Source organism: Inquilinus limosus DSM 16000 (assembly GCF_000423185.1).
In the GTDB taxonomy this organism is placed as follows: Bacteria; Pseudomonadota; Alphaproteobacteria; order DSM-16000; family Inquilinaceae; genus Inquilinus; species Inquilinus limosus.
In genome coordinates this window covers 73,205-93,918 of the sequence record NZ_AUHM01000018.1, presented here as the reverse complement: position 1 = coordinate 93,918, position 20,714 = coordinate 73,205, and the positions used below count along the sequence as shown (strand labels likewise).

Here is a 20,714-nt window from a genome sequence, read left to right as displayed (position 1 = left end):
GTCAGCCGCGCTCCTCGAAGGGCGCGCGGAAGCTCGGCAGCCGGTCCGTGACGGCAGGCAGCGGCGGGAAGGGCCTGTGCGGCTCGGCCTGGTACCAGAAGGCGATACTCGACACCTCGTCGTCGCGCCGGTTGGCGTGGCCACGCTCGATCGTCACCCGGATCGACCGCTTGAACACCACCGGATCCTCGATGTGGAACCGGTACAGCGTCACCGGCTCCTGCCAGTTCGGGCCACCGCCGGCGATGATGCCGTGATAGGGGGCGGAGTATTCCTGGTTCGGGCACCAGGCGGTGTTGAAATAGTCCTCGGTGCCGGTGCCGTGCAGCGTCGGCGGCCAGGCGTCATTGGCGCCCGGCGCGCTCTCCGGCCGGCCGGCGATCACCGGCTGCGGCGCCTCCGCCGCGATCTGCGGCTTGCGGCCGGCATCGGGCACCGAGATCCCGGGCTCGCCGTCGACGAAGATCATGTCGTCGCCCTCGCCGTACCAGTCCCAGTTGCGCGAGCGGCGCAGCGAGTAGACGCTCAGCAGGCAGCCGACATAGTGTCCGTGCCCGGCGGCGTCGAGGATGACATGGTTCTTCGCCCCGTCGGTGGTGACGCCGCCGAACAGCACCTCCTCGTTGCTGAGGCCCGCCTCGTCGAAGGGCTGCGGCGCGGCCCGGCGCCACTGGGCGTGAAAGCGGCCGAGGCCGTCCTCCAGCGCATCGTGCAGCTCGAGATCGATGTAGTAGTAGAACAGCAACTCGTGCTCGGCCTCGTTGGTCACGGCGAAGCGCATATGGCTGCCGAAGGGCATCGGGAAGTAGCAGTTGAAGCCGCGGCCGTCCTGCGGGCTCATCTGCAGCGGCAGGCTGGCGAAGTTGCGGGTCTGGGCATGGCCCATGCCGAAGAAGTCGCCCAGCGGGCATTCGATGCTGGGCTCGGCCTCGCCGTCCCACCAGGCGCGCAGCACGATCTTGCGCAGCGCGTGCCGGCTGGCGCAGTTGATGGTAACCCAGATGTGGGTGACGATGCCCGCGCCCGAGGCCTCGGCGATCGTCACCGTCTCGCCGGGCGCGATGTGCAGCCGGTCGTCGTTGCCGCCGGTGCGGTCCCAGCTGGAGAAGCGTCGGGTCCGGGCCTGGCGCAGCTTGGCGAGGCCGCGCAGCGGCGACAATCCGGCATTGCTCTGCATGGGGCTTCCTCTCGTCTCGGCGGCTACTTCAGGCCGCCCGTCTTGATCGATTCCACGATCTGCCGCTGGAACAGGACGAACAGCAGCAGGGTCGGCAGCGCCACCACGGTCGACGCGGCCATGATGTAGTTCCAGGAGGCGGAATACTGCGCCTGGAAGCTGGCGACCGCGACCTGCACCACCCAGAGGCTCGGGTCGGTGGTGATGGTCAGCGGCCACAGGAAGGCGTTCCAGTTGGCCAGGAAGAAGAAGATCGCCAGCGCCGCCAGGATGGGGCGGGACAGCGGCAGCACGATGCTCCAGTAGATCCGCCAGTAGCCGGCGCCGTCGATGAAGGCGGCCTCCTCCAGCTCGCGCGGCACGTTCAGGTAGAACTGGCGCAGCAGGAATATGCCGAAAGCGTTGAAGATCGCCGGCACGATCAGCCCGGCATAGGAGTTCACGAGGCCCAGCTGTCGCACCAGGATGAACAGGGGCACGATGATCACCGGCAGCGAGATCAGAAAGGTCGAGAACATGCCGAGGAAGATCGCCTCCCGCCCCGGGAAGCGCAGCCGGGCCAGGGCGTAGCCGGCCATGGAGTGGAACAGCAGCGCGATCACCGTCACCGATCCGGCGACCACCAGCGTGTTCAGCAGGAACCGCAGGAAGTCGACCTCGGTGAAGACGTAGAGGAAGTTCTCCAGCGTCGGCCGCGCCGGGATCAGCCCGGGGTCGAAGATCTCGTCCGGTCCCTTGAAGGCGATCGAGACCATCCACAGCAGCGGCGCCACGGATGTCAGCGCCAGCAGGGCCGAGGCGAGGAACCAGATCGTCCCGGCCGGGCGGAAGGCGCGGGCGGGGAGGGCGGCGGCGTCAGTCATAGTCGAAGCGCCCGCCGCGCGTGACCAGGAACAGCAGGGCGGTGAAGCCCAGCAGGATCAGGACCAGCACCGAGGCCATCGCCGCGGCGTAACCGTATTCGCCGAACTGGAAGGCCTGCTCGTAGATGTAATAGATCGCCAGCGAGGTGGAGTTGGCCGGGCCGCCCTTGGTCATGACATAGACCAGGTCGAAGGTCTGCGCGCCGGCCACGGCGGCGACCGTCGACACCAGCAGCACGAAGAAGCTGGTCGGCCGCAGCAGCGGCAGGGTGATGTACAGGAAGGCCGCGACCGGCCCGGCTCCGTCGATCCGCGCCGCCTCGTGATACTCGCGCGGGATGTCCTGCAGCCCGGACAGGAAGATCAGCATGTAATAGCCCATCAGGAACCAGACGCTGACGCCGACGATCGCGAACAGCGCGAGCTCCGGATCGCCGAGCCAGGACAGGCCGCCGAGGCCGAGGGCGGCGGAGAGCCGGCTGACCACGCCGATCTTGTCGATCAGCAGCACCTGCCAGATCAGCCCGACCACCACCAGGCTGACCATGTGCGGCAGGAAGAACATCGTCCGGAACAGGCCGGAGAAGCGGCTGCGCCGGTGCACCAGCAGGGCGAGGCCGAGTCCGGTGAGATAGAGGCTGGGCACCAGCAGCACGACATAGAGCAGGGTGACCTTCAGGCTCTCCAGGAACAGCGGGTCGGCCAGCATGCGCCGGTAGTTGGCGAAGCCGACGAAGCGGTAGCCGCCGAAGCCGGTGACACCGAAGAAGCCGAGGCTGAGCGACAGCAGCATCGGCCCGCCGACAAAGACCAGGAGGCCCAGCGCGTCGGGCAGCACGAAGAGATAGCCCGCGATCCACTCCCGATGCCGGGCGGACAGGCGACGGCGCCTCGGCACCACCGCCGTCTGTGAAACTGCAGTTGGCGAGGCCGTGCTCATGCCACCGGTCTTCTTTTCCAGTCCCCCCTCCCCTTGCGGGAGGGGGGCAGGGGGAGGGGTCTGCGCGCGTCCGCGCGCAAATGAATAAGATCGTCTCCATGTTCACCGCTCTCAGCGCACTGACGCCGGCGCGAGCTGAGAGAACCCCCTCCCCCTAGCCCCCTCCCGCGAGGGAAGGGGGGACTGGGGATGCAAGGACGCACGTGATCAGAAGCGCCGTGCATCGCCACGCTCATAGGATCGGCGCGCCGTCGTAGCCGGCCAGGAAGCTGTCGATCTGCTTCGCCGCCATCTCGGCCCGCTTGCCCGGATCCTCGCCGTTCAGCTGGCAGGCCTGGATGGCGTCGGAGATGGCCTTGTACACCTGCGGCGGCACGCGCGGCTCGCCACGGGCGGTCGGGAACACCTGTTCGGCGAAGGTCTTCATCGCGCCGCTGCCATAGGCCTGGGCCGCCTCGGCCTGCTGGAAGGCGGATTTGCGCGGCGGCATGTCGCTCTTGGCCTTGGTGCACCAGTCGACCACGCGCCGCACCGACCCGGCGTCCATCGACCCCAGCGCCCAGGCGCAGAACTTGCCCGCCGCCTCCGGATTGCGGCCGTTGGCGTTGGCGACGAAGGCCCAGCCGCCGGCCACGGTGCGGTCCTGGCCGCCGGCCGGCACCGGCAGCTTGAACACGCCGTATTCGAAATTCGGGTCGGCGTTGCGCATCGCCGCAATGCCCCAGATGCCGACATTCTGCATGGCGCAGTAGCCGGAGCCGAGATTGGCGGCGATGTCGTTGGCGCCGTAGCCCAGCGGCTTGCGCGGGGCGACGCCCTGGGCGATCGCGTCCTGCCAGAATTTCAGGGCGGCGCGGGCGGCGTCGGAGTTGAAGCCGCTCTTGCCGTCTTTCCCGACGATCTCGCCGCCGCCCTGCCACAGGAACGGGTACCAGGTGAAGTTCTGATAATAGCCGGGATTGGTCTCGAACAGGATGCCGAAGCGCCGATCGGTGGTCAGCTTCTTCGCCACTTCGAGAAGCTGGTCCCAGGTCTTCGGGATGTCGGCCTCGCCGAGGTCGGCCTCTTTGAAGGCCTTGACGCTGTAGTAGATCGCCATCGGCTCCACCTCCATCGGCAGGCCGTACAGCCCCTTGTCGACCAGCCGGGTGGCGATGGCGGTGTCGTAGTAATCGGCGCGGGCCTCGGCCGCGACATAGGGGGCGAGATTCAGCAGCGCGCCCCCATTGTGGTAGCGCAGGAAGTCGCCCGGGCTGATCAGGAAGATGTCGGGGCCCTCGCCGGCGGCGAAGGCGGTCTGCAGCTTGGTGCCGTTGATGTATTGCGAGGTCGGGATGTATTCCAGCTCGACCTTGATCTCCTGCAGGTCGTTCCAGGCCTTGACCGTGTCCTGGAACCACTGCACTTGGCCGGGCACCGGCCCGCCTGGCGCGTAGAACTGCCAGAACTTCAGCGGTCCCTCCTGCGCCCGCGCGCGGGAAAGGTAAGGCATCGGCAGCAGGCTGCCGCCGAGGACGGCGGTCCCCGCGGCCAGGATCGTCCGGCGGCCGAGCGGCGCGGGACCCTCGCCGTGTCCGGACACACGGGTGCCGTTGCGGTTGGTCATGGCGGTCCTCCCCTTGTCGCGACGCGTCGTGGCGTCAGCCTGACCAAGCGTCTGAAACCTTTCAGCCGGCCCGGCGAATCTGATGATGTTGCAGCCAGGCGGAGCCGACCGGTGTCCCGGAATTCGGCTGCCACCTTGTTGTTGAAACGTTTCAGAAAGGCTATCATCCGATCCGCGGCTTGGCAACGGCTTCGGGGATCATGGCGACATTGCGGGACGTGGCGAACCGGGCCGGGGTCTCGATCGGCTCGGTCTCCGCGGTGATCAACCGGACGGCCCCGGTCAGCACGGCGCTGCGCCAGCGGGTGATGGAAGCGATCGAGGAGCTGGGCTACGCCCCGGACGGGGTGGCGCGCAGCCTGAAGACCGGCCGCACCCGCACCATCGGCCTGATCATCCCGGACATCACCAACCCGCTCTTCGCCGCCCTGGCCAGCGCCATCGAGCGCGCCTGCGACGCCGCCGGCTACGCGCTGGTGCTGTGCGCCACCGCCGACGACCCGGAGAAGGAGCTGCGGCATCTGCAGCTGATGCGCACCCAGCGCGCCGACGGGCTGATCCTGGTGCTGAGCGGGGTCGAGCCCGGCGATGCCGGGGCGATCCGGCGCCTCGTCACCGTGCCGGCGGTGCTGGTGGACCGCACGCTGCAGGGGCTGGCCGATTTCGATTCGGTCACGCTCGACAACCGCGCCGCGGCGCGCATGGCGATGGAATACCTGATCCGCAGCGGCCATCGCCGCATCGGCATCGTCACCGGCCGGCCGGGGATCTCGATCTCGACCGATCGCTTGGAGGGCTATCGCGAGGCGCTGGCCGAGGCCGGAATCGGTTTCACCGAGGATCTCGCCGCCTGCGGCGACTTCCGCATCGACACGGCGATCGAAGCGACGGTGGCGCTGCTGCACCGCCGGCCGCGGCCGACCGCGATCTTCTCGACCAGCAACCTGACCACGATCGGGGTGATGCGGGCGATCGCCGAGCAGGGCTTCCGCTGCCCGCAGGACGTCTCGGTCGCCGCCATCGACGATTTCGAATGGGCCACCGCATTCTCGCCGCGGCTGACCGCGGTGGTGCAGCCGGTGCAGGCGATCGGCGCCCGGGCGGTGGACTGCCTCTTGGCCCGCCTCGGCGGCACGCCGCCGGCCGAACCGGCGCACCACGTGTTCGCGCCGCAGCTCGTGGTGCGGGACTCCTGCCGCGTGATCGGCTGAGCGGCGCCGCATCCCGTTTTGTCTGATATTTGACGTCATGCCTCTCGTCGCATGAGAGTCCTTGTGGTAGTCGGCCGGGATCGACCCGCAGAACAAGGCTGACCAGGACAGGGAGGAAGACGAGATGGGACCGCGATACATCCTCGGGGCGTGCATCGCCTTGGGCCTGGCCACGGCCGGGCCGGCGAGGGCCGAAGACCCGATCCGCATCGCCGATGTGATCGAGCTGTCCGGCGCCGGTGCCACGGTCGGCACCAATTGGAAGAACGCCATCGAGATGGCGGTCGAGGAGATCAACCAGAAGGGCGGCATCCTCGGCCGTCCCCTGGAGGTCTCGCATTACGATACCCAGACCAATCCCGGCATCTCCCGCGCCCAGGTGCAGAAGGCGCTGGACGAGGAGCCCTATGTGATCTTCGGGCCGATCTTCTCCGGCTCGGTCAAGGTCAACATGATGCTGGCGCAGCAGGCCGAGGTGCCGCAGTTCACCGGCGCCGAGGCGACCGAGATCACCCAGTCCGGCAACCCCTACATCTTCCGCACCTCGATCAGCCAGGCGGCGGCGATGCCGAAGCTGGCGACCTATCTGGCGAACGACCTGAAGGCGAAGAAGGTCGCGGTCGTCTGGGTGAACAACGATTTCGGCAAGGGCGGCCACGACGCCATCCTCGAGCAGATGAAGGCGCATGGCATCGAGGTGGTCGCCGACCTGTCGACCGAATCCGGCCAGGCCGATTTCGCCGCCGATGTGGTGAAGCTGAAATCCTCCGGCGCCGATGCCGCCATCGTCTACACCAATGAGGAGGAGAGCGCGCGCTTCCTGCGCGAGGCCCGCAAGCAGGCGATCGGCATCCCGCTGATCGGCGAGACCACGCTCTTGAACCAGAAGGTGATCGATCTGGCGGGGGAGGCGGCGAACGGCGTGCGCGGCCATGTCGGGCTGTCGGCCGATGCGCCGATCGACACTATCCGCGCCTTCCGCGAGCGCTTCCAGGCGCGCTACGGCTATCTGCCCGACCACAACGCGATCAAGGCGTATCTCGCGGTCTACGCCGTGCGCTACGCCACCGAGAAGATCGGCAAGGTCGACAGCGTGGCGCTGGCGGAGACGCTGCACGGGCTGACCATCACCACCCAGGACGAGCCGGGGATCCTGATCGACACCACCTGGGACGCCAATGGCGACGTCGACCGCGTCAGCTTCCTGGCCGAGGTCGAGAACGGCCGGCAGGTGATCGTGAAGACCCTGCCGAAGCTCGGCCAGTGAATCTCCTGCAGCTTCTCGCCTCGGGCCTGGCGACGGGCGCGATCTACGCCCTCGTCGCCGTCGGCTTCACCCTGCTCTGGCAGACCTCGCAGACCATCAACTTCGCCCAGGGCGAATTCGTGATGCTGCCGGCCTTCTTCATCCTGGCCGCGATGCGCTTCGGCGAGCTGCCGTTCTGGCCGGCGGTCGGCATCGGCGCGGTGCTGGCGCTGGTCATCCTCGGCGTGCTGTTCAAGCGCCTGCTGGTCGACCCGATGCTGCGCCACGGGGTGCTGCCGCTGGTGATCGCCACCATCGCCTTCGGCGTGTTCCTGAAGGAATCGGTGAAGGAGTTCTACAGCGCCGAGGCGCAGCCCTTCCCGGCGCTGGTGCCGGCCGGCGACCTGTCGCTCGGCGGCGTCACGCTGTCGCTGCAGGACCTCGCCGTGATCGCGGTCGCCGTCGCCGCGGTGATCGTGCTGCAGCTCTTCCTCAGCCGCACCCGCACCGGCCGCTGCATGCAGGCCACCGCCCAGAATCCCGTCGTGGCGCGGATCCTCGGCATCCCGGTCGAGCGCATGATCCTCTACACCTTCCTGATCAACGCCGGCCTGGTGACGCTGGCCTCGGTGCTGGTCAGCCCGATCTACCTCGCCAAGTTCTCGAACGGCGAGACACTGGGCCTGGCCGCCTTCATCGCCGCCATCGTCGGCGGCTTCAACCAGATCCGCGGCGCCATCGCCGGCGGGCTGCTGCTCGGCGTGCTCGACAACATCATGGCCGCCTATGTCTCGGCCCAATACCGCGCCGCCGTGCCGCTGCTCCTGCTGATCGCGGTGATCCTGTTCCGGCCGCAGGGCCTGCTGGGCCGGGCCGAGGAGCGCACGGTATGACCCGGCGTCGCTCCATCCTGGCCGGCGTCACGCTGGTCCTCACCCTGGCCGGCCTCGCCGCCTTGCCTTTCGGCCTCCGGTCCTACGGGATCTACCTGATCAGCACCTGGCTGGTGATGACCATCGCCGCGATGGGGCTGAACCTCACCCTCGGCTATGCCGGCCAAGTGTCGATGGCGCAGGCCGCCTTCGTCGGCATCGGCGCCTACACCGCGGCCCTCCTGACCACCCAGGGCTGGCCCTTCGGCGTCGCCTTCCTGGCCGCCGGCGCGATCAGCTTCGTCATCGGCTGGGGTCTCGGCTATCCGGCGCTGCGGGTGCAGCACCACTATCTGGCCTTCGTCACCCTGGCCTTCACCACGCTCGCCTATCTCGTCTTCCGCAACGAGGACTGGCTGACCGGCGGCATCACCGGCATCAGCGGCATCCCGCGGCCAGCGGTGCTGGGCTGGAAGACCGGCTCGGCCGTCGCCTTCTATCATTTCTGCCTGGGCGTGCTGGCGCTGCTGGCGGCCGCGCTGTGGTGGATCCTGCGTTCGTCCTGGGGCCGGGCCTTCGTGGCGCTGCGCGAGAACCCGGTGCGGGCGCAGTCGCTCGGCGTCGACACGCGGCGCTACACGCTGATCGCCTTTGCCCTCGGCTCGGCCTATGGCGGCTTCGCCGGCGCACTCTATGCGCCGCTGGTGCAGTTCGTCGACCCGACGCCCTTCGGCCTCGGCCTGTCGCTGAACCTGCTGCTGATGGTGGTGGTCGGCGGCGCCGGCACCTTCTTCGGGCCTTTCCTCGGCGCGCTGGTGGCGGTGCTGCTGCCGGAATGGCTGCGCTTCACCGAAGGCTACTACCTGATCCTCTATGCCCTGCTGGTGATGGTGCTGATGGCGGTGTGCCCGACGGGGCTGCTCGGCTTGGCCGACCGGCTGGTGCGGCCGGCCCGGCGCAGCCAGACGCCGGCGTCGGCAGCCGAGGAGACGGTTCGATGACCCCGGTGCTCGAGGTCAGCGACCTGCGCCGCAGCTTCGGCGGCATTGCGGCGGTCGATGGCATCTCCTTCGCGGTCCATCCGGGCGAGATCCTCGGCATCATCGGACCGAACGGCAGCGGAAAGTCGACCCTGTTCAACTGCATCCTCGGCCAGCTGAAGCCCACCTCCGGCGAGGTGCGGGTCGACGGACGGACCGTCACCGGCCTGCGTCCCTGCGACCTCAACCGCATGGGGGTCAGCCGCACCTTCCAGCTGCTGCAGATCTTCCCGCAGCTCTCGGTGCGCGAGAACCTGATCCTGGCGGGGCAGGAGCACCGGGGTTCGATGCTGTCCCGCCTGTTCGGCCGGCGCGACGCGGGGCTGGGCGCGGCCGCCGACCGGATGATCGCCTTCTTCCGGCTGCAGCACCTGGCCGACGCCAAAGCCGGGGGCCTCAGCTATGGCCAGCAGAAGCTGCTCGACGCTGCCATGGCCTTGATGGCCGGGCCGAAGCTGACGCTGCTGGACGAGCCGGCCGGCGGGGTCAACCCGACCATGCTGGCCGGGCTGAAGGACCGGCTGGCGGCGATGAACCGGGAGGAGGGGGCGACCTTCGTGGTGATCGAGCACAACATGGAATTCGTGATGTCGCTGTGCAGCCGCGTCCTGGTCCTGGCCGAGGGCCGCATCATCGCCCAGGGCGCGCCGGAGGAGGTCCGCCGCAACCCCGATGTGATCGAGGCCTATCTTGGACACTAACCCGATCCTCGAGCTGGAGGACGTGGTCGCCGGCTACGGCCGGATGACCATCCTCAACGGCACCAGCTTCCAGGTGGCGCGCGGCGCGATCACCACCGTGATCGGCCCGAACGGGGCCGGCAAGTCGACCGTGTTCAAGACCATCTACGGCCTCTTGCCCGCCCGCTCCGGCCGCATCCGCTTCGCCGGCACCGACATCACCAACGTGACGCCGCGGCGGCTGCTGGAGCTGGGCCTGTGCTACGTGCCCCAGGGCCGCAACATCTTTCCCGAGCTCAGCGTCCGCCACAATCTCGAGCTCGGCGGGGTGGCGGCCCGGAGCGTCGCCGACCTGCCGGGTCGGATCGAGGCGGCGATGGACCGCTTCCCCGTGCTGCGCCGCAAGTCGGACCGGCAGGCCTCGACCCTGTCGGGCGGCGAGCAGAAGCTGCTGGAGATCGCCCGCGCCCTGCTGCTGGACCCGAAGCTGATCCTGATCGACGAACCCTCGATCGGCCTGTCGCCGCTGATGGTGCAGGAGACCTTCGCCATCCTGACCGGCCTGCGCGACAAGGGCGTCTCGGTGCTGATGGTCGAGCAGAACGCCCGCAGCGCCCTGCAGATCTCGGATTACGGCCTGGTGCTGGAGCTCGGCCGCACCCGGCTGCAGGACCGGGCCGAGGCCATCCTCGCCGATCCCCGGATTGGCGAGATGTTCCTCGGCGGCGGGATGAAGACGGAGCCGGCCTGAGGAAGCCGCCTCAGCGCCGCGGCATGGTGACGTCCGGCGCAAGCCGCGTCTGCGCCGCCAGGCGGATCGGGGCGTTGGCGGCGCCGAAGCCGGCATAGTCCCGGCGCTCCACGATCTCGAAGAAGAAGCGGTCGGCGAAGCTGGTGGTGTAGAGCTGGAAGAACTCGCCACCGTTGTCGCGGTCGTAGAGGATGCCGGCCTCGCGCAGCCGGTGGACCAGATCCGGTTCCAGGCCGAAGCGGGCTTCGATGTCGTCGTAGTAGTTGGCCGGGATCGGCAGGAACGTGACGCCGCCCTCCCGCATCCGCGCGGCGGTCGCGAAGATGTCGCCGGTCTCCAGCGCGATGTGCTGGATGCCGGAGCCGAAGAACTCCGACAGGAAGCGCGCCGACAGGGTGCGCTGGCTGTGCGAGGCGTTCAGGACGATGCGCAGCGTGCCCTCGGCGTTCTGCACCACCTGGCTGCGCACCAGCCCGGCCGGGTCCGGGATCTCCAGCTCCGGCGTCTTCGCCAGATCGAAGATCGAGCTGTAGAACAGCAGCCAGGACAGCATCTCGTCATACTGCATCGACTGCGACAGGTGGTCGATCCGCACCAGCCCGGCCTCCGGCGCCGCGTCCTCGACCGGGAGGAAGTCGACCTCGCACCATCGCGCCAGGTCGTTGCCGGGATCGACGAAATAGATCAGGCTGCCGCCGACGCCGCGGATCGCCGGGATCTCCAGCTCGCCCGGCCCGACCTCCTGGCGGAAGCCGGTCGCCAGCAGGGCGCCCGCCCGCGCCGTCGCCGCCGCGGCGTCGTCCACCCTGAGGCAGATGGCGCAGGCGGCCGGGCCGTGCATGATGTAGGCGGCATGGGCATAGCCCTCCTTCTCGCGATTGACGAGGAGGCTGATCCCGCCCTGCGACCACAGGGTCACGTCCTTGGACCGGTGCCGGCCGCGCCGGGCGAAGCCGAGGCCGGCGAACAGCGCCTCCAGCTCGATCGCGCCGCCCTCGTCGACCGCGAATTCGACGAACTCGACGCCGAGGCACCGGGCGCGCTCCGGCAGCAGCGTCCGGGTCCGCTCGGCGTCGGGCTTGCGCCGCTCCAGCGTGTCGGCCAGCTGCAGCAGCGACCGCCGCCCGTCGATTGCGACCGACCGGGCCGACCCGGCCCGGAAATGATCGTTGAAGATCTCCAGCGAATAGACGCCGTCATAGCCGGTCGCGGCCACCGCCTCGGTGAACGCGACGACCGGCAGGTCGCCCTGCCCCGGCAGGTTGCGGAAATGCCGGCTCCAGGACAGGAGGTCCATCTCCAGCCGCGGCGCGTCGGCCAGCTGCACCAGGAAGATCTTGTCGGCCGGTATGGCGCGGATGCTGTCCGGATCGATGCCGCGCGACAGGGTATGGAAGCTGTCCAGGATCAGTCCGATGTTCGGATGGCCGGCGCGGCGCACCACCTCCCAGGCGTCGCGGTGGTCGTTGACGTGCCGGCCCCAGGCCAGCGCCTCGAAGCCGACCCTGAGACCGCGCTTCGCCGCCCGTTCCCCCAACTCGCGGAAATCCGCGGCGGCGCGGTCGATGCCGCCCAGCGCCGCCGGCGAGATGTTGGAACAGACGAGCAGCAGCTCGGCTCCCAGCTCGCCCATCAGGTCGAATTTCCGCTCGGCCCGGTCGAACACCCGGGCGCGCTGCGGCTCGGGCATGCCCTCGAAGTCGCGGAAGGGCTGGAAGGTGGTCACGGCGAGGCCGGCGTCGCGCACCATCCGCCCAACCTCGCGCGGCGTCGCGTCGAAGGACAGGAAGTCGTTCTCGAAGATCTCGACGCCGTCGAAGCCGGCGGCGGCGATGGCCTCCAGCTTGTCGCGCAGGTCGCCGCTCAGGGATACGGTCGCGATCGACGTCTTCATCGGACAGACCTTCCGGCGCTGGTCACTTCTTCCGCAGCTTGTCCAGCTCGGCCTGCAGCAGTGCCACGGTGTCCTCGCCGATCTTGGGGCGGAACTCCTCGAACACCGGCGCGGTGGCGGCGCGCAGCTTCGCCACTTCCTGGGGCGGCAACTCGGTGACCTCCATGCCGTTGGCGCGGATCTCGTCCAGCGCCTTGGCGTCCGCCTCGCGCGACACCTGGCGCTGATAGTCCCGCGCCTCGGTCGCGGCCGATTGCAGCAGCGCCCGCTCCTCGTCGTTCAGCTTGTCCCAGAACGCCTTGCTGACCAGGACGATCTGCGGGTTGTACTGGTGGCGGGTCAGGGTCAGGTACTTCTGCACCTCGTAGAACTTGGCGTTCAGGATGTTGGCCGACGGGTTCTCCTGGCCGTCGACGGTGCCGGTCTCCAGCGCGCCGTACAGCTCGGGGTACGGCATGGGCACGGCGTTGGCGCCCAGCGCGTTGAACAGCGCGATCGGGATCGGCGACTGGATGGTCCGGATCTTCAGCCCCTTGGTGTCGTCGACCTTCGCCACCGCATGGCGGTTGTTGGTCAGGTTGCGGAACCCCAGCTCCCAATAGGCCAGGCCGACCAGCCCCTTCTCGGGTAGCAACTGCAGCAGATGGTCGCCGAACGGGCCGTCCATCACCGCGTCGGCCTCCTGCGGCGTGTCGAACAGGAAGGGCAGGTCGACCGCGCCGAAGGCCGGGGCGTTGCCGGCCAGGATGCCGGCGTTCATCACCGCCATCTCGACGATGCCGCCCTGCAGCCCCGACAGGGTCTGCACGTCGCCGCCCAGCGTGCCGCCGGGGAACAGCTGCACGGTGATCTTGCCGCCGCTCTTCTCGGCGACGATCGCGGCGAACTTCTCCATGCCCGTGACCTGGGGATGGCCCTTGCTGTTCGCCGCCGCGAACTTGATGTGCTGCTCGCGGATCTCGGCCTGCGCCGCCGGGGCCAGCAGCAGCGCGGCCGACAGCGCGGCGATCAGGCCGGTCAGGGTCCTGGACATGTGATCCTCCCAGTCTTGCTTTGGTTGTCTTCCGTCGGCCCGGTCATCGGGCCAGCCACTTGGCCGGAACCGTCACCAGCTCCGGGAACAGGATCAGCAGGGCCAGCACCGCCAGCTGGGCCAGGAGGAAGGGCCAGACGCCCTTCATCAGCTCCTCCATGGTCAGCTTCGACACGCCGCAGACGACGTTCAGCACGGTGCCGACCGGCGGGGTGATCAGACCGATCGAGTTGTTGATGATGAACAGCACGCCGAAATAGACCGGATCGATGCCGGCCTGCTTGATCACCGGCATCAGCACCGGCGTCAGGATCAGGATGGTCGGGGTCATGTCCATGGCGGTGCCGACCGCCACGACCAGCAGCATGACCACCGCCATCAGCAGCATCGGACTGTCCATGAACGGGTCGAGCATCGCGGCCAGCTGGCCCGGCAGGTCGGCGACCGTGATCAGCCAGGCGGAAACGCCGGCGGCCGCCACCAGGAACATCACCACGCTGGTGGTCTTGGCGGCCGAGACGAACACGTCGAACAGCTGTCCGGGCCCCAGCTCGCGATAGACCACCATGGCCACGAACAGGGAATAGACCGCGGCGACGACGCCGGCCTCGGTCGGCGTGAACACGCCGAATTTCAGCCCGACGATGATGATCACCGGCAAGAACAGCGCCCACAGGCTGTCGGAGAGGGCGTGCAGGCGCTCGCGCCCGCTGCGGCGGGGCGGCAGGGCGACGGGCTCGTGCCGGATCACCAGCAGCCAGGCGATGCAGAGGGCGAGCGCGATCATCAGGCCGGGCGCGATCCCGGCCAGGAACAGCTTGGTGATCGAGACGCCGCCGATGACGCCGAACAGCACGAAGCCGATGCTGGGCGGGATGATCGGCCCGATGATCGCGGCCGAGGCGATCAGCCCGCCCGACCGGCCGGCGCTGTGGCCCGACTTCAGCATCATCGGCATCAGGAGGGCGCCGAGCGCCGCGGCATCGGCCACCGCCGACCCCGACAGGCTGGCGATCAGGCAGGCGGCGAGGATGACGACGAAGCCGAGCCCGCCGCGGATATGGCCGACCAGCGCCATGGCGAGGTCGACGATGCGGCGCGACAGGCCGCCGGCATTCATCACCTCGCCGGCCAGCAGGAAGAAGGGCACGGCCATCAGCGGGAAGCTGTCGGCGCCGTTGATGACGTTCTGGGCGACGATCTGGGAGTCGAACAGGCCGAGATGGATCATCAGTGCGACGCCGCTGAGGATCAGGGCGAAGGCGATCGGCATGCCGATCGCCATGGTGCCGAGCAGCGACGACAGGAAGACGGCGACGACCACGGCTCAGCCCTTCCGCGCGGCATGCGGGGAGGCGGCATCGAGGGCGGCGAGCTCCTCGGATTCGCGGACCACGATCAGCTCCTCGGGCCCGGCCCGGCCGAGGATCAGGCGGGCGAGGTCGGCCAGGATGATGATCGCGGCCGGCACCGCGAAGGCGATGCCGGCGCCGTACAGCAGCGCCATCGGATAGCCCACGGCCGGCGAGGCGACGTCGAGGTTGATCGTCGCCTGCTCGACGCTGCCCTTCAGCAGCAGCCAGATCGCCAGCAGCGCCAGCACGCCGGAGAGGGCGAGGCAGGCCTTGGCCGCCGGCCGCGGCAGGCGGCGCAGCAGCGTGTCGATGCCGATATGGCCGCGCTCGCGCAGCGCCACCACGGCGCCGAGGAAGATCAGCCAGACGAAGAACAGCCGCGACAGCTCCTCCGACGCGGTCAGCCCCTGGTTGAGGGCGTAGCGCAGCACGACATTGCCGAAGACCAGCACCACCATCCCGGCGAGCAGCAGGGCGATCAGGGCCTTCAGCAGCGCGAAATAGGCTTCGACGGCTAGACGCATCGGGCTCTCCCAGTGGTGGCCGCCGGCCGCGGCTTCGTTGGTCTTGAATTCTTCTTCCTCAGAAATGTACGAACTGGTACGTATAGTCAAGCGTTCGACGAAATCCCGCAGGAATCGGTCGTCGGATGCCTGTCTCCTGTCCAAGCCGGCGGGCAGGGAACGCGCTTGTCGACGCCGGCGGAGCCGCCTCCTCGAGGACGCGGCCAGGGAGAGGAAAGCGCCATGTGCCCACCGGGCTGTCTGGAGACGATCTGCCGCCACGTGACCCGGCGCGGCGTGCTGAAAGGCGGTATCGCGATGGCCGCCGCCTCGGCCGTCCCCGTTGCGGGCGCTGCCGCGGCGCCGGCCGCCCGGTCCTTCACCGACGTGCACGACCTGACCCATCCGCTGTTCGAAGGCTTCCCGACCTTCGACGGCTCGAAGTGGTTCACCATGGAGCCGGTGTTCCGCTACGCGAAGGACAAGCTGAACATCAACCGCTGGACGCTGATGGAGCACACCGGCACGCATATGGACGCGCCGGTGCACTTCTCGGCCGACGGGCGCAGCGTCGACGAGATCCCGGTCGCGGACCTGGTGGTGCCGCTGGCGGTGATCGACATCTCCACGCGGGCGCAGGACGACCCGGACAGCGCCGTGACACCCGACGACATCAAGCGCTGGGAGGCGACGAACGGCCCGTTGCCGGAAGGCTGCTGCGTGGTCATGAATTCCGGATGGCACCGGCTGCTGCACTCGCCGCGCTTCGCCGGGCGGGACGATGCCGGCAAGAACCACACGCCCGGCTTCCACGGCGAGACGGCCCATATGCTGATGACCGAGCGCAGCGTGAAGGGCATCGGCGTCGACACGCTGTCGCTCGATCTCGGCATCGAGACCGGCCGCTTCCCGGTGCATTACTCCTGGCTGCCGAGCGGGCGCTGGGGCGTTGAATGCCTGGCCAATCTCGACGGGCTGCCGGCCAAGGGCGCCCATCTCGTCCTCGGCGGCCCCAAGGTGAAGGGCGGGACCGGGGGGCCGAGCCGGGTGCTGGCGCTGGTGTAGAAGGGGACGCGGCCGCGGCGCGAAAGCGCTTGTTTGCCGCCAGGAAGTTCCGGAGAAGTAAGGGTGGTGTTCGCCGATCGGGGCGAAGGCGTCGGTGCGGGGGCGGGCCAGGAGATGTCGGGCAGGATCAGGTCGGGCGCGGCGGAGCGGAAGACCACCCGCAAGAACGATCCCGAGCGCACCAGGCAGGATATTCTCGAGGTCGCGACCGAGGAGTTCGCGACCTACGGCCTGAGCGGGGCGCGCGTCGACGCGATCGCGGAGCGGACGCGCACCTCCAAGCGCATGATCTACTATTATTTCGGCGGCAAGGAGGGGCTGTACCACGCGGTGCTGGAGAAGGCCTATGCGGATATCCGTGCCGCCGAGGCCGAGCTGCATCTCGAGGACCTGCCGCCGGAGGAGGCGATACGGCGGCTGGCGGAATTCACCTTCGACTACGACGAGGCGCATCCCGACTTCATCCGCCTGGTCAGCATCGAGAACATCCACCGGGCCGAGCACCTGCCGCACACCGCCTCGATCCGCAGCACCAATCTCGGCATCATCCAGACCATCGCATCGATCCAGGAGCGCGGCCGGAAGGCGGGCGTGTTCCGGGCCGAGATCGATCCGGTCGACCTGCACATGCTGATCAGCGCCTTCTGCTTCTTCCGCGTCTCCAACCGCCACACCTTCGGCACCATCTTCCGCCGCGACCTGTCGGAACCGGGGTTGCGGGAGAAGCATCGGCGGATGATCGGCGACGCCGTCATCCGCCTCCTGCAGGGCGGGGCGGAGGCGGCGGAGCTGTCATCGCCCGCGCTATCGGATGCGCACGTCCATCAGCGGAAGTGACCGCGGAGTAGGAGCGCGTAGCCTCTCCCGCTTGCGGGAGAGGCCGGACATCCGAAGGATGTCCGGGTGAGGGGACAGCGGCCTTACCGCGTTCACAGACCTCGCCGCGAGCGAGCGTACGATCCGCCCTATCCTGAAACAATGATCCAAGCATCGTGGCCGGAAGGCCCTCACCCGGAGCCGCTTCGCGTCTCCGACCTCTCCCGCAAGCGGGAGAGGCTACGCAATAGGCGGTTTTCCTCCTGAGTTCACCGACCACCCCGGCCCCAGCGAGGCGAAGTGCCGGGTCATCCGGTCGGCGTCCGGCGCGACGCCGGTGAACAGCCGGAACGCCTCCACGGCCTGGAACACCGCCATGCCGCCGCCGTCGAGCGTGCGGCAGCCGCGGGCGCGGGCCGTGCGCAGCAGCTCGGTCTCGAGCGGGAAATAGACGATCTCGGCGACCCAGTGCCGGGGCGCCAGCAGTTCGGCCGGCAAGGGCAGGCCGGGATATCTCGCCATCCCGGTCGGCGTGGCGTGGATCAGCCCGTCCGCGGCTGCCATGGCGGCGGCCAGATCCGCGCCCGCCACGGCGCGGCCCGCCCCGAACCGGGCGGAGAGGCCGGCGGCCATGGCCTCGGCCCGGCCCTGGTCGACATCGAAGATCGCCAGTTCGCCGATCCCGAGCGACAGGGCGGCGTGCGCCACCGCCGCACCCGCACCGCCGGCGCCGAGCTGGACCGCGCGGTCCCTGCGGACATCCGGCAGGCCGCGCCGGAAGCTCTCGGCGAAACCCCACCAGTCGGTGTTGTGGCCGATCCGCCGGCCATCCGCGAACACGATGGTGTTGACGGCGCCCAGCGCCCGTGCGTCGTCGGACAGCGCGTGCAGCAGCGGGATCACCGCCTGCTTGCAGGGATGGGTGACGTTGAGCCCGGCGAAGCCGCGCCGCTCCGCCGCCGCGACCAGCTCGGGCAGGGCCTCGACCCCGCGGCCGAGCACCTCCAGGTCGATCAGATCGTACTCGTAGCGCAGCCCTCGTTCGGCGCCCTCGCGCATGTGCAGGGCCGGGGTCCGCGACGCCTGGATGCCGGCGCCGATCAGGCCGACACGGATGGCGGCCGGGCGGATATGGGTCATGGGCGGCGGCCCTGGCCGAACTGTCCGAACCGCGGGGCTCCACAAGAATGCGCGATATGTCCTGGACGGCTCATGGTTCCTCGCCGGCGCCGATGTGTCTTCTCTCGAAAATGTACGAACTGGTACGTTCAGTCAATCGCCAGGCAGTGAGGCGCCGGGCAGGAGCGGGTGTCGTGAAAATTACGATCCAATTTTGCTGTTTAATGCAGGAATGGCAGATCGGATGTGAATTCGGTTGTGATCCGCCGCCGGCCTCTGTATGACGCCCCGAGGTGTTTTGCCCGGCATATCGGCCGGCACGCCCAAATCCCCGTTCTGCCGAAAGATCCCCATGGGCGACCGAACGATCACAGCCGCCAGTGCCGGGCTCATCCGTTCCTCGGCCCCGGCGCGCAGCCCGGAGGCGATCGCCGCCGCCCGCGAGGGTGTGCTCGATTTCCTGGCCAGCGCCTTCGGCGGCGTCGGCGACCGCGCCATCCCGCCGCTCGAGGCCGCGCTGGGGGTCGAGGGCGGGAAGGGCTCGGCCTCCGTCATCGGCCGGCGCGACCGCACGGCGCCGCTGGCCGCCGCCCTGCTCAACGGCACGATAGGCCATGCCCTCGACTATGACGACGTCCAGCGCAGCGTCGGCGGCCATCCCAGCACGGTGATCCTGCCGGCCCTGTTCGCCCTGGCGGAGGAGCGCGGCAGCACCGCCGAGGCGCTGCTCGACGCCTATGTCGTCGGGGTCGAGGCGATGGCCCGGATCGGCCTCGCCCTCGGCCGCCAGCATTACGAGGGGGGATTCCACCCGACCGCGACGCTCGGCACTATCGGCGCCGCGGCCGCGACCGCCTTCCTCGCGGGGCTGGACGAGGCGGGCACCGCCCGGGCGCTCGGCCTCGCCACCACCCAGTCGGCCGGGCTGCGGCTGCAGTTCGGCAGCGACGCCAAGCCTTTGCATGCCGGCCTCGCCGCGCGGGCGGGGCTGTTCGCCACCCGGCTGGCGCTGGCCGGCTTCGGCGCGGCCGATGACGCCTTCGACGGGCCGATCGGCTTCCTCGCCGTCTATGGCGGGGAGGGGACGGAGCCGAAGCGGGCGGTCGAAGGCTGGGGCGAGCCGTGGCAGATCGTCTCCCCCGGCCTGATCTTTAAGCGCTACGCCTGCTGCTCCGCCTCGCATTTCGCGGCCGACGCCGCCCTGGCGCTGAAGGCGGAGCATGCGATCGACCCGGCCTCGGTGGTCGAGGCGACCGTGACCTTCGCCCGCGGCGGCGATGCGGCCCTGACCGTGCGCCGGCCCCGCACCGGCCTGGAGGGCCGGTTCAGCGTCGAATATGTCGTCGCGGCGGTGCTGACCGACGGCCGGCTCGGCCTCGACCTCTTCGCCGATGGACCGGTGCGGCCGGAGCTCGCGGCCTTGGCCGCCAAGGTCGAGCGCCGGATCGACCCGGACGCCCCGCCGGTCTCGAACGACCCCGCCACCCGCTTCTCGACCGTCGAGATCCGCCTGGCCGACGGCCGCGTCCTGTCGCGCCGGGTCGACCGGCCGCTGCCTGCGGACGACCTCGCCGCCAAGTTCCGCGACGCCGCCGGCCCGGCCCCGACGCTCGCCGCCGTGCCGGAGATCGTTCGTTCGATGCGCAGCCGGGACGACCTCGCCGCCCTGTTCGCCGCCTTCCGCGCCGCCTGAATCAGAGACAGCCGATGATCCGCTCCCTCGCCCTCGCCGCGCTGCTCGGCCTGATCCCCGCCCTGGCGCAGGCCGATTCCACCCTCGACCGGATCAAGGACCGCGGCACCGTCGCGATCGGCATCCGCATCAACAGCACCGCCTTCGGCTCGCTCGACCCCAAGACCAACAGCTATCAGGGCTTCAATGTCGACCTGGCGGAGGAGATCGGCCGTCGCCTCGGCGCCAAGGTCGAGCTGGTCAGCGTCGAGCCGGCGAACCGCATCCAATTCCTGCAGCAGGGCAAGGTCGACCTGCTGGTGGCCTCGCTGAACGACACGCCGGAGCGGCGCGAGCAGGTGGCGATGGTCCCGACCTCCTACTACGCCAGCGGCGGCATCGCCCTGACCCGGCAGGACAGCGGCATCAACGACTGGGACGATGTCCGCGGCAAGCCGGTCTGCGCCTCGCAAGGCAGCATCCACGCCCGTTACCTGGCCGAGCATTACGGCGCCGAGATCAAGGCCTTCAAGACCTCGTCCGAGGCGCTGGAGACGTTCAAGGCCGGCGGCTGCGTCGCCTCGGCGCATGACGACGTGCTGCTCTACGCGCTGATCAAGGACCCGGCCTGGCAGGGCTACAAGCTGATCCTGCCCGCGGTCGAGGTCAGCGACTGGAAGATCGCGGCACGCAAGGGCCAGGACGACACCGTCGCGGCGCTCGACACCATCATCCGCGACCTGCACCGGACCGGCCGCCTGATCGAGATCGAGAAGGCCTGGGACATCACCCCGTCGCCGGCCCTGCAGGCGCTGCACGACCAGCTCGCCCAGGCCCAACCGTGACCCGGCCAGCCTCGACCCGGAAGGAC

The 20,714-nt window shown here is 69.3% G+C and carries 19 protein-coding genes; 10 read left to right on the top strand and 9 right to left on the bottom strand.

Annotated elements, in window-relative coordinates:
- Position 1: 1 nt before the first annotated feature.
- The 4 genes from G537_RS0116760 to G537_RS0116745 all read right to left on the bottom strand — a co-directional run bounded on the left by G537_RS0116760 (position 2) and on the right by G537_RS0116745 (position 4,586).
- Positions 2-1,177: a glycoside hydrolase family 172 protein gene (locus G537_RS0116760; RefSeq protein ID WP_026871102.1), complete on the bottom strand. Its 1,176-nt coding sequence runs from the start codon at positions 1,175-1,177 to the stop codon at positions 2-4.
- A gap of 23 nt (positions 1,178-1,200) precedes the next feature.
- On the bottom strand, positions 1,201-2,040 hold the full coding sequence (locus G537_RS0116755; RefSeq protein ID WP_026871101.1) for a carbohydrate ABC transporter permease: 840 nt from the start codon (positions 2,038-2,040) through the stop codon (positions 1,201-1,203).
- The gene (locus G537_RS0116750) at positions 2,033-2,980 is read right to left on the bottom strand and encodes a carbohydrate ABC transporter permease (RefSeq protein ID WP_026871100.1); all 948 of its coding nucleotides are present in this window, start codon (positions 2,978-2,980) and stop codon (positions 2,033-2,035) included. The genes G537_RS0116755 and G537_RS0116750 overlap by 8 nt, the downstream gene beginning before the upstream one ends.
- 232 nt (positions 2,981-3,212) lie before the next feature.
- Positions 3,213-4,586, bottom strand: coding sequence for an ABC transporter substrate-binding protein (locus G537_RS0116745; protein WP_051248497.1), 1,374 nt, complete (start codon positions 4,584-4,586; stop codon positions 3,213-3,215).
- 200 nt (positions 4,587-4,786) lie between these two features.
- Here G537_RS0116745 and G537_RS0116740 point away from each other — a divergent pair, with 200 nt between their 5' ends.
- From G537_RS0116740 to G537_RS0116715, 6 genes are all read left to right on the top strand, one after another.
- Positions 4,787-5,797, top strand: coding sequence for a LacI family DNA-binding transcriptional regulator (locus G537_RS0116740; RefSeq protein WP_034851970.1), 1,011 nt, complete (start codon positions 4,787-4,789; stop codon positions 5,795-5,797).
- A 124-nt stretch (positions 5,798-5,921) separates the two neighbouring features.
- On the top strand, positions 5,922-7,064 hold the full coding sequence (locus tag G537_RS0116735) for an ABC transporter substrate-binding protein (protein WP_026871097.1): 1,143 nt from the start codon (positions 5,922-5,924) through the stop codon (positions 7,062-7,064).
- On the top strand, positions 7,061-7,936 hold the full coding sequence (locus tag G537_RS0116730; protein WP_026871096.1) for a branched-chain amino acid ABC transporter permease: 876 nt from the start codon (positions 7,061-7,063) through the stop codon (positions 7,934-7,936). The genes G537_RS0116735 and G537_RS0116730 overlap by 4 nt, the downstream gene beginning before the upstream one ends.
- Positions 7,933-8,916, top strand: a complete 984-nt coding sequence (locus G537_RS0116725) for a branched-chain amino acid ABC transporter permease (protein ID WP_026871095.1) — start codon at positions 7,933-7,935, stop codon at positions 8,914-8,916. The genes G537_RS0116730 and G537_RS0116725 overlap by 4 nt, the downstream gene beginning before the upstream one ends.
- Complete coding sequence (locus tag G537_RS0116720; RefSeq protein WP_026871094.1) at positions 8,913-9,656, top strand: ABC transporter ATP-binding protein; 744 nt, start codon at positions 8,913-8,915, stop codon at positions 9,654-9,656. Before G537_RS0116725 ends, G537_RS0116720 begins: the two co-directional genes overlap by 4 nt.
- Positions 9,646-10,386, top strand: coding sequence for an ABC transporter ATP-binding protein (locus tag G537_RS0116715; protein WP_211230407.1), 741 nt, complete (start codon positions 9,646-9,648; stop codon positions 10,384-10,386). Before G537_RS0116720 ends, G537_RS0116715 begins: the two co-directional genes overlap by 11 nt.
- 10 nt (positions 10,387-10,396) lie before the next feature.
- Here the strand turns inward: G537_RS0116715 and G537_RS0116710 are convergent, their stop codons facing one another.
- Genes G537_RS0116710 through G537_RS0116695 form a run of 4 tightly spaced genes read right to left on the bottom strand, consistent with a single transcriptional unit; the run spans position 10,397 to position 15,192 of the window.
- Positions 10,397-12,280 carry a bifunctional sugar phosphate isomerase/epimerase/4-hydroxyphenylpyruvate dioxygenase family protein gene (locus G537_RS0116710; RefSeq protein ID WP_026871092.1) on the bottom strand — a complete coding sequence of 628 codons (1,884 nt, stop codon included), beginning with the start codon at positions 12,278-12,280 and terminating at the stop codon, positions 10,397-10,399.
- A 22-nt stretch (positions 12,281-12,302) separates the two neighbouring features.
- Positions 12,303-13,313, bottom strand: a complete 1,011-nt coding sequence (locus tag G537_RS0116705; protein ID WP_026871091.1) for a TRAP transporter substrate-binding protein — start codon at positions 13,311-13,313, stop codon at positions 12,303-12,305.
- Between the two features lie 43 nt (positions 13,314-13,356).
- Entirely contained in the window at positions 13,357-14,637 is a 1,281-nt protein-coding gene (locus tag G537_RS0116700) for a TRAP transporter large permease subunit (protein ID WP_026871090.1), read from the bottom strand.
- A 3-nt stretch (positions 14,638-14,640) separates the two neighbouring features.
- Positions 14,641-15,192: a TRAP transporter small permease gene (locus tag G537_RS0116695; RefSeq protein WP_026871089.1), complete on the bottom strand. Its 552-nt coding sequence runs from the start codon at positions 15,190-15,192 to the stop codon at positions 14,641-14,643.
- Between the two features lie 222 nt (positions 15,193-15,414).
- Between G537_RS0116695 and G537_RS0116690 the strand changes: the two genes are divergently transcribed.
- A complete protein-coding gene (locus G537_RS0116690) occupies positions 15,415-16,236 on the top strand; it encodes a cyclase family protein (RefSeq protein WP_026871088.1) in 822 nt (273 codons plus the stop codon).
- A gap of 63 nt (positions 16,237-16,299) precedes the next feature.
- Positions 16,300-17,073, top strand: coding sequence for a TetR/AcrR family transcriptional regulator (locus G537_RS38380; RefSeq protein ID WP_245579037.1), 774 nt, complete (start codon positions 16,300-16,302; stop codon positions 17,071-17,073).
- 219 nt (positions 17,074-17,292) lie between these two features.
- Here the strand turns inward: G537_RS38380 and G537_RS38375 are convergent, their stop codons facing one another.
- Positions 17,293-18,192, bottom strand: a complete 900-nt coding sequence (locus G537_RS38375; RefSeq protein ID WP_034851967.1) for a shikimate dehydrogenase — start codon at positions 18,190-18,192, stop codon at positions 17,293-17,295.
- A gap of 331 nt (positions 18,193-18,523) precedes the next feature.
- Between G537_RS38375 and G537_RS0116675 the strand changes: the two genes are divergently transcribed.
- The gene (locus G537_RS0116675; protein WP_051248496.1) at positions 18,524-19,864 is read left to right on the top strand and encodes an MmgE/PrpD family protein; all 1,341 of its coding nucleotides are present in this window, start codon (positions 18,524-18,526) and stop codon (positions 19,862-19,864) included.
- A 14-nt stretch (positions 19,865-19,878) separates the two neighbouring features.
- Positions 19,879-20,688 (top strand): transporter substrate-binding domain-containing protein, encoded by an 810-nt coding sequence (locus G537_RS0116670; RefSeq protein WP_026871086.1) that lies wholly within the window; start codon positions 19,879-19,881, stop codon positions 20,686-20,688.
- The last annotated feature ends 26 nt before the right edge of the window (positions 20,689-20,714 follow it).

What these genes read in the sequence shown, in the direction of transcription:
- G537_RS0116755 (WP_026871101.1), bottom strand. Translation starts at nt 2,040, where the DNA reads ATGACTGACGCCGCCGCCCTCCCCGCCCGCGCCTTCCGCCCGGCCGGG.
- G537_RS0116670 (WP_026871086.1), top strand. Translation starts at nt 19,879, where the DNA reads ATGATCCGCTCCCTCGCCCTCGCCGCGCTGCTCGGCCTGATCCCCGCC.
- G537_RS0116750 (WP_026871100.1), bottom strand. Translation starts at nt 2,980, where the DNA reads ATGAGCACGGCCTCGCCAACTGCAGTTTCACAGACGGCGGTGGTGCCG.
- G537_RS0116690 (WP_026871088.1), top strand. Translation starts at nt 15,415, where the DNA reads ATGTGCCCACCGGGCTGTCTGGAGACGATCTGCCGCCACGTGACCCGG.
- G537_RS0116745 (WP_051248497.1), bottom strand. Translation starts at nt 4,586, where the DNA reads ATGACCAACCGCAACGGCACCCGTGTGTCCGGACACGGCGAGGGTCCC.
- G537_RS0116735 (WP_026871097.1), top strand. Translation starts at nt 5,922, where the DNA reads ATGGGACCGCGATACATCCTCGGGGCGTGCATCGCCTTGGGCCTGGCC.
- G537_RS38375 (WP_034851967.1), bottom strand. Translation starts at nt 18,192, where the DNA reads ATGACCCATATCCGCCCGGCCGCCATCCGTGTCGGCCTGATCGGCGCC.
- G537_RS0116760 (WP_026871102.1), bottom strand. Translation starts at nt 1,177, where the DNA reads ATGCAGAGCAATGCCGGATTGTCGCCGCTGCGCGGCCTCGCCAAGCTG.
- G537_RS0116695 (WP_026871089.1), bottom strand. Translation starts at nt 15,192, where the DNA reads ATGCGTCTAGCCGTCGAAGCCTATTTCGCGCTGCTGAAGGCCCTGATC.
- G537_RS0116740 (WP_034851970.1), top strand. Translation starts at nt 4,787, where the DNA reads ATGGCGACATTGCGGGACGTGGCGAACCGGGCCGGGGTCTCGATCGGC.
- G537_RS0116675 (WP_051248496.1), top strand. Translation starts at nt 18,524, where the DNA reads ATGGGCGACCGAACGATCACAGCCGCCAGTGCCGGGCTCATCCGTTCC.
- G537_RS0116710 (WP_026871092.1), bottom strand. Translation starts at nt 12,280, where the DNA reads ATGAAGACGTCGATCGCGACCGTATCCCTGAGCGGCGACCTGCGCGAC.
- G537_RS0116705 (WP_026871091.1), bottom strand. Translation starts at nt 13,313, where the DNA reads ATGTCCAGGACCCTGACCGGCCTGATCGCCGCGCTGTCGGCCGCGCTG.
- G537_RS0116720 (WP_026871094.1), top strand. Translation starts at nt 8,913, where the DNA reads ATGACCCCGGTGCTCGAGGTCAGCGACCTGCGCCGCAGCTTCGGCGGC.
- G537_RS0116725 (WP_026871095.1), top strand. Translation starts at nt 7,933, where the DNA reads ATGACCCGGCGTCGCTCCATCCTGGCCGGCGTCACGCTGGTCCTCACC.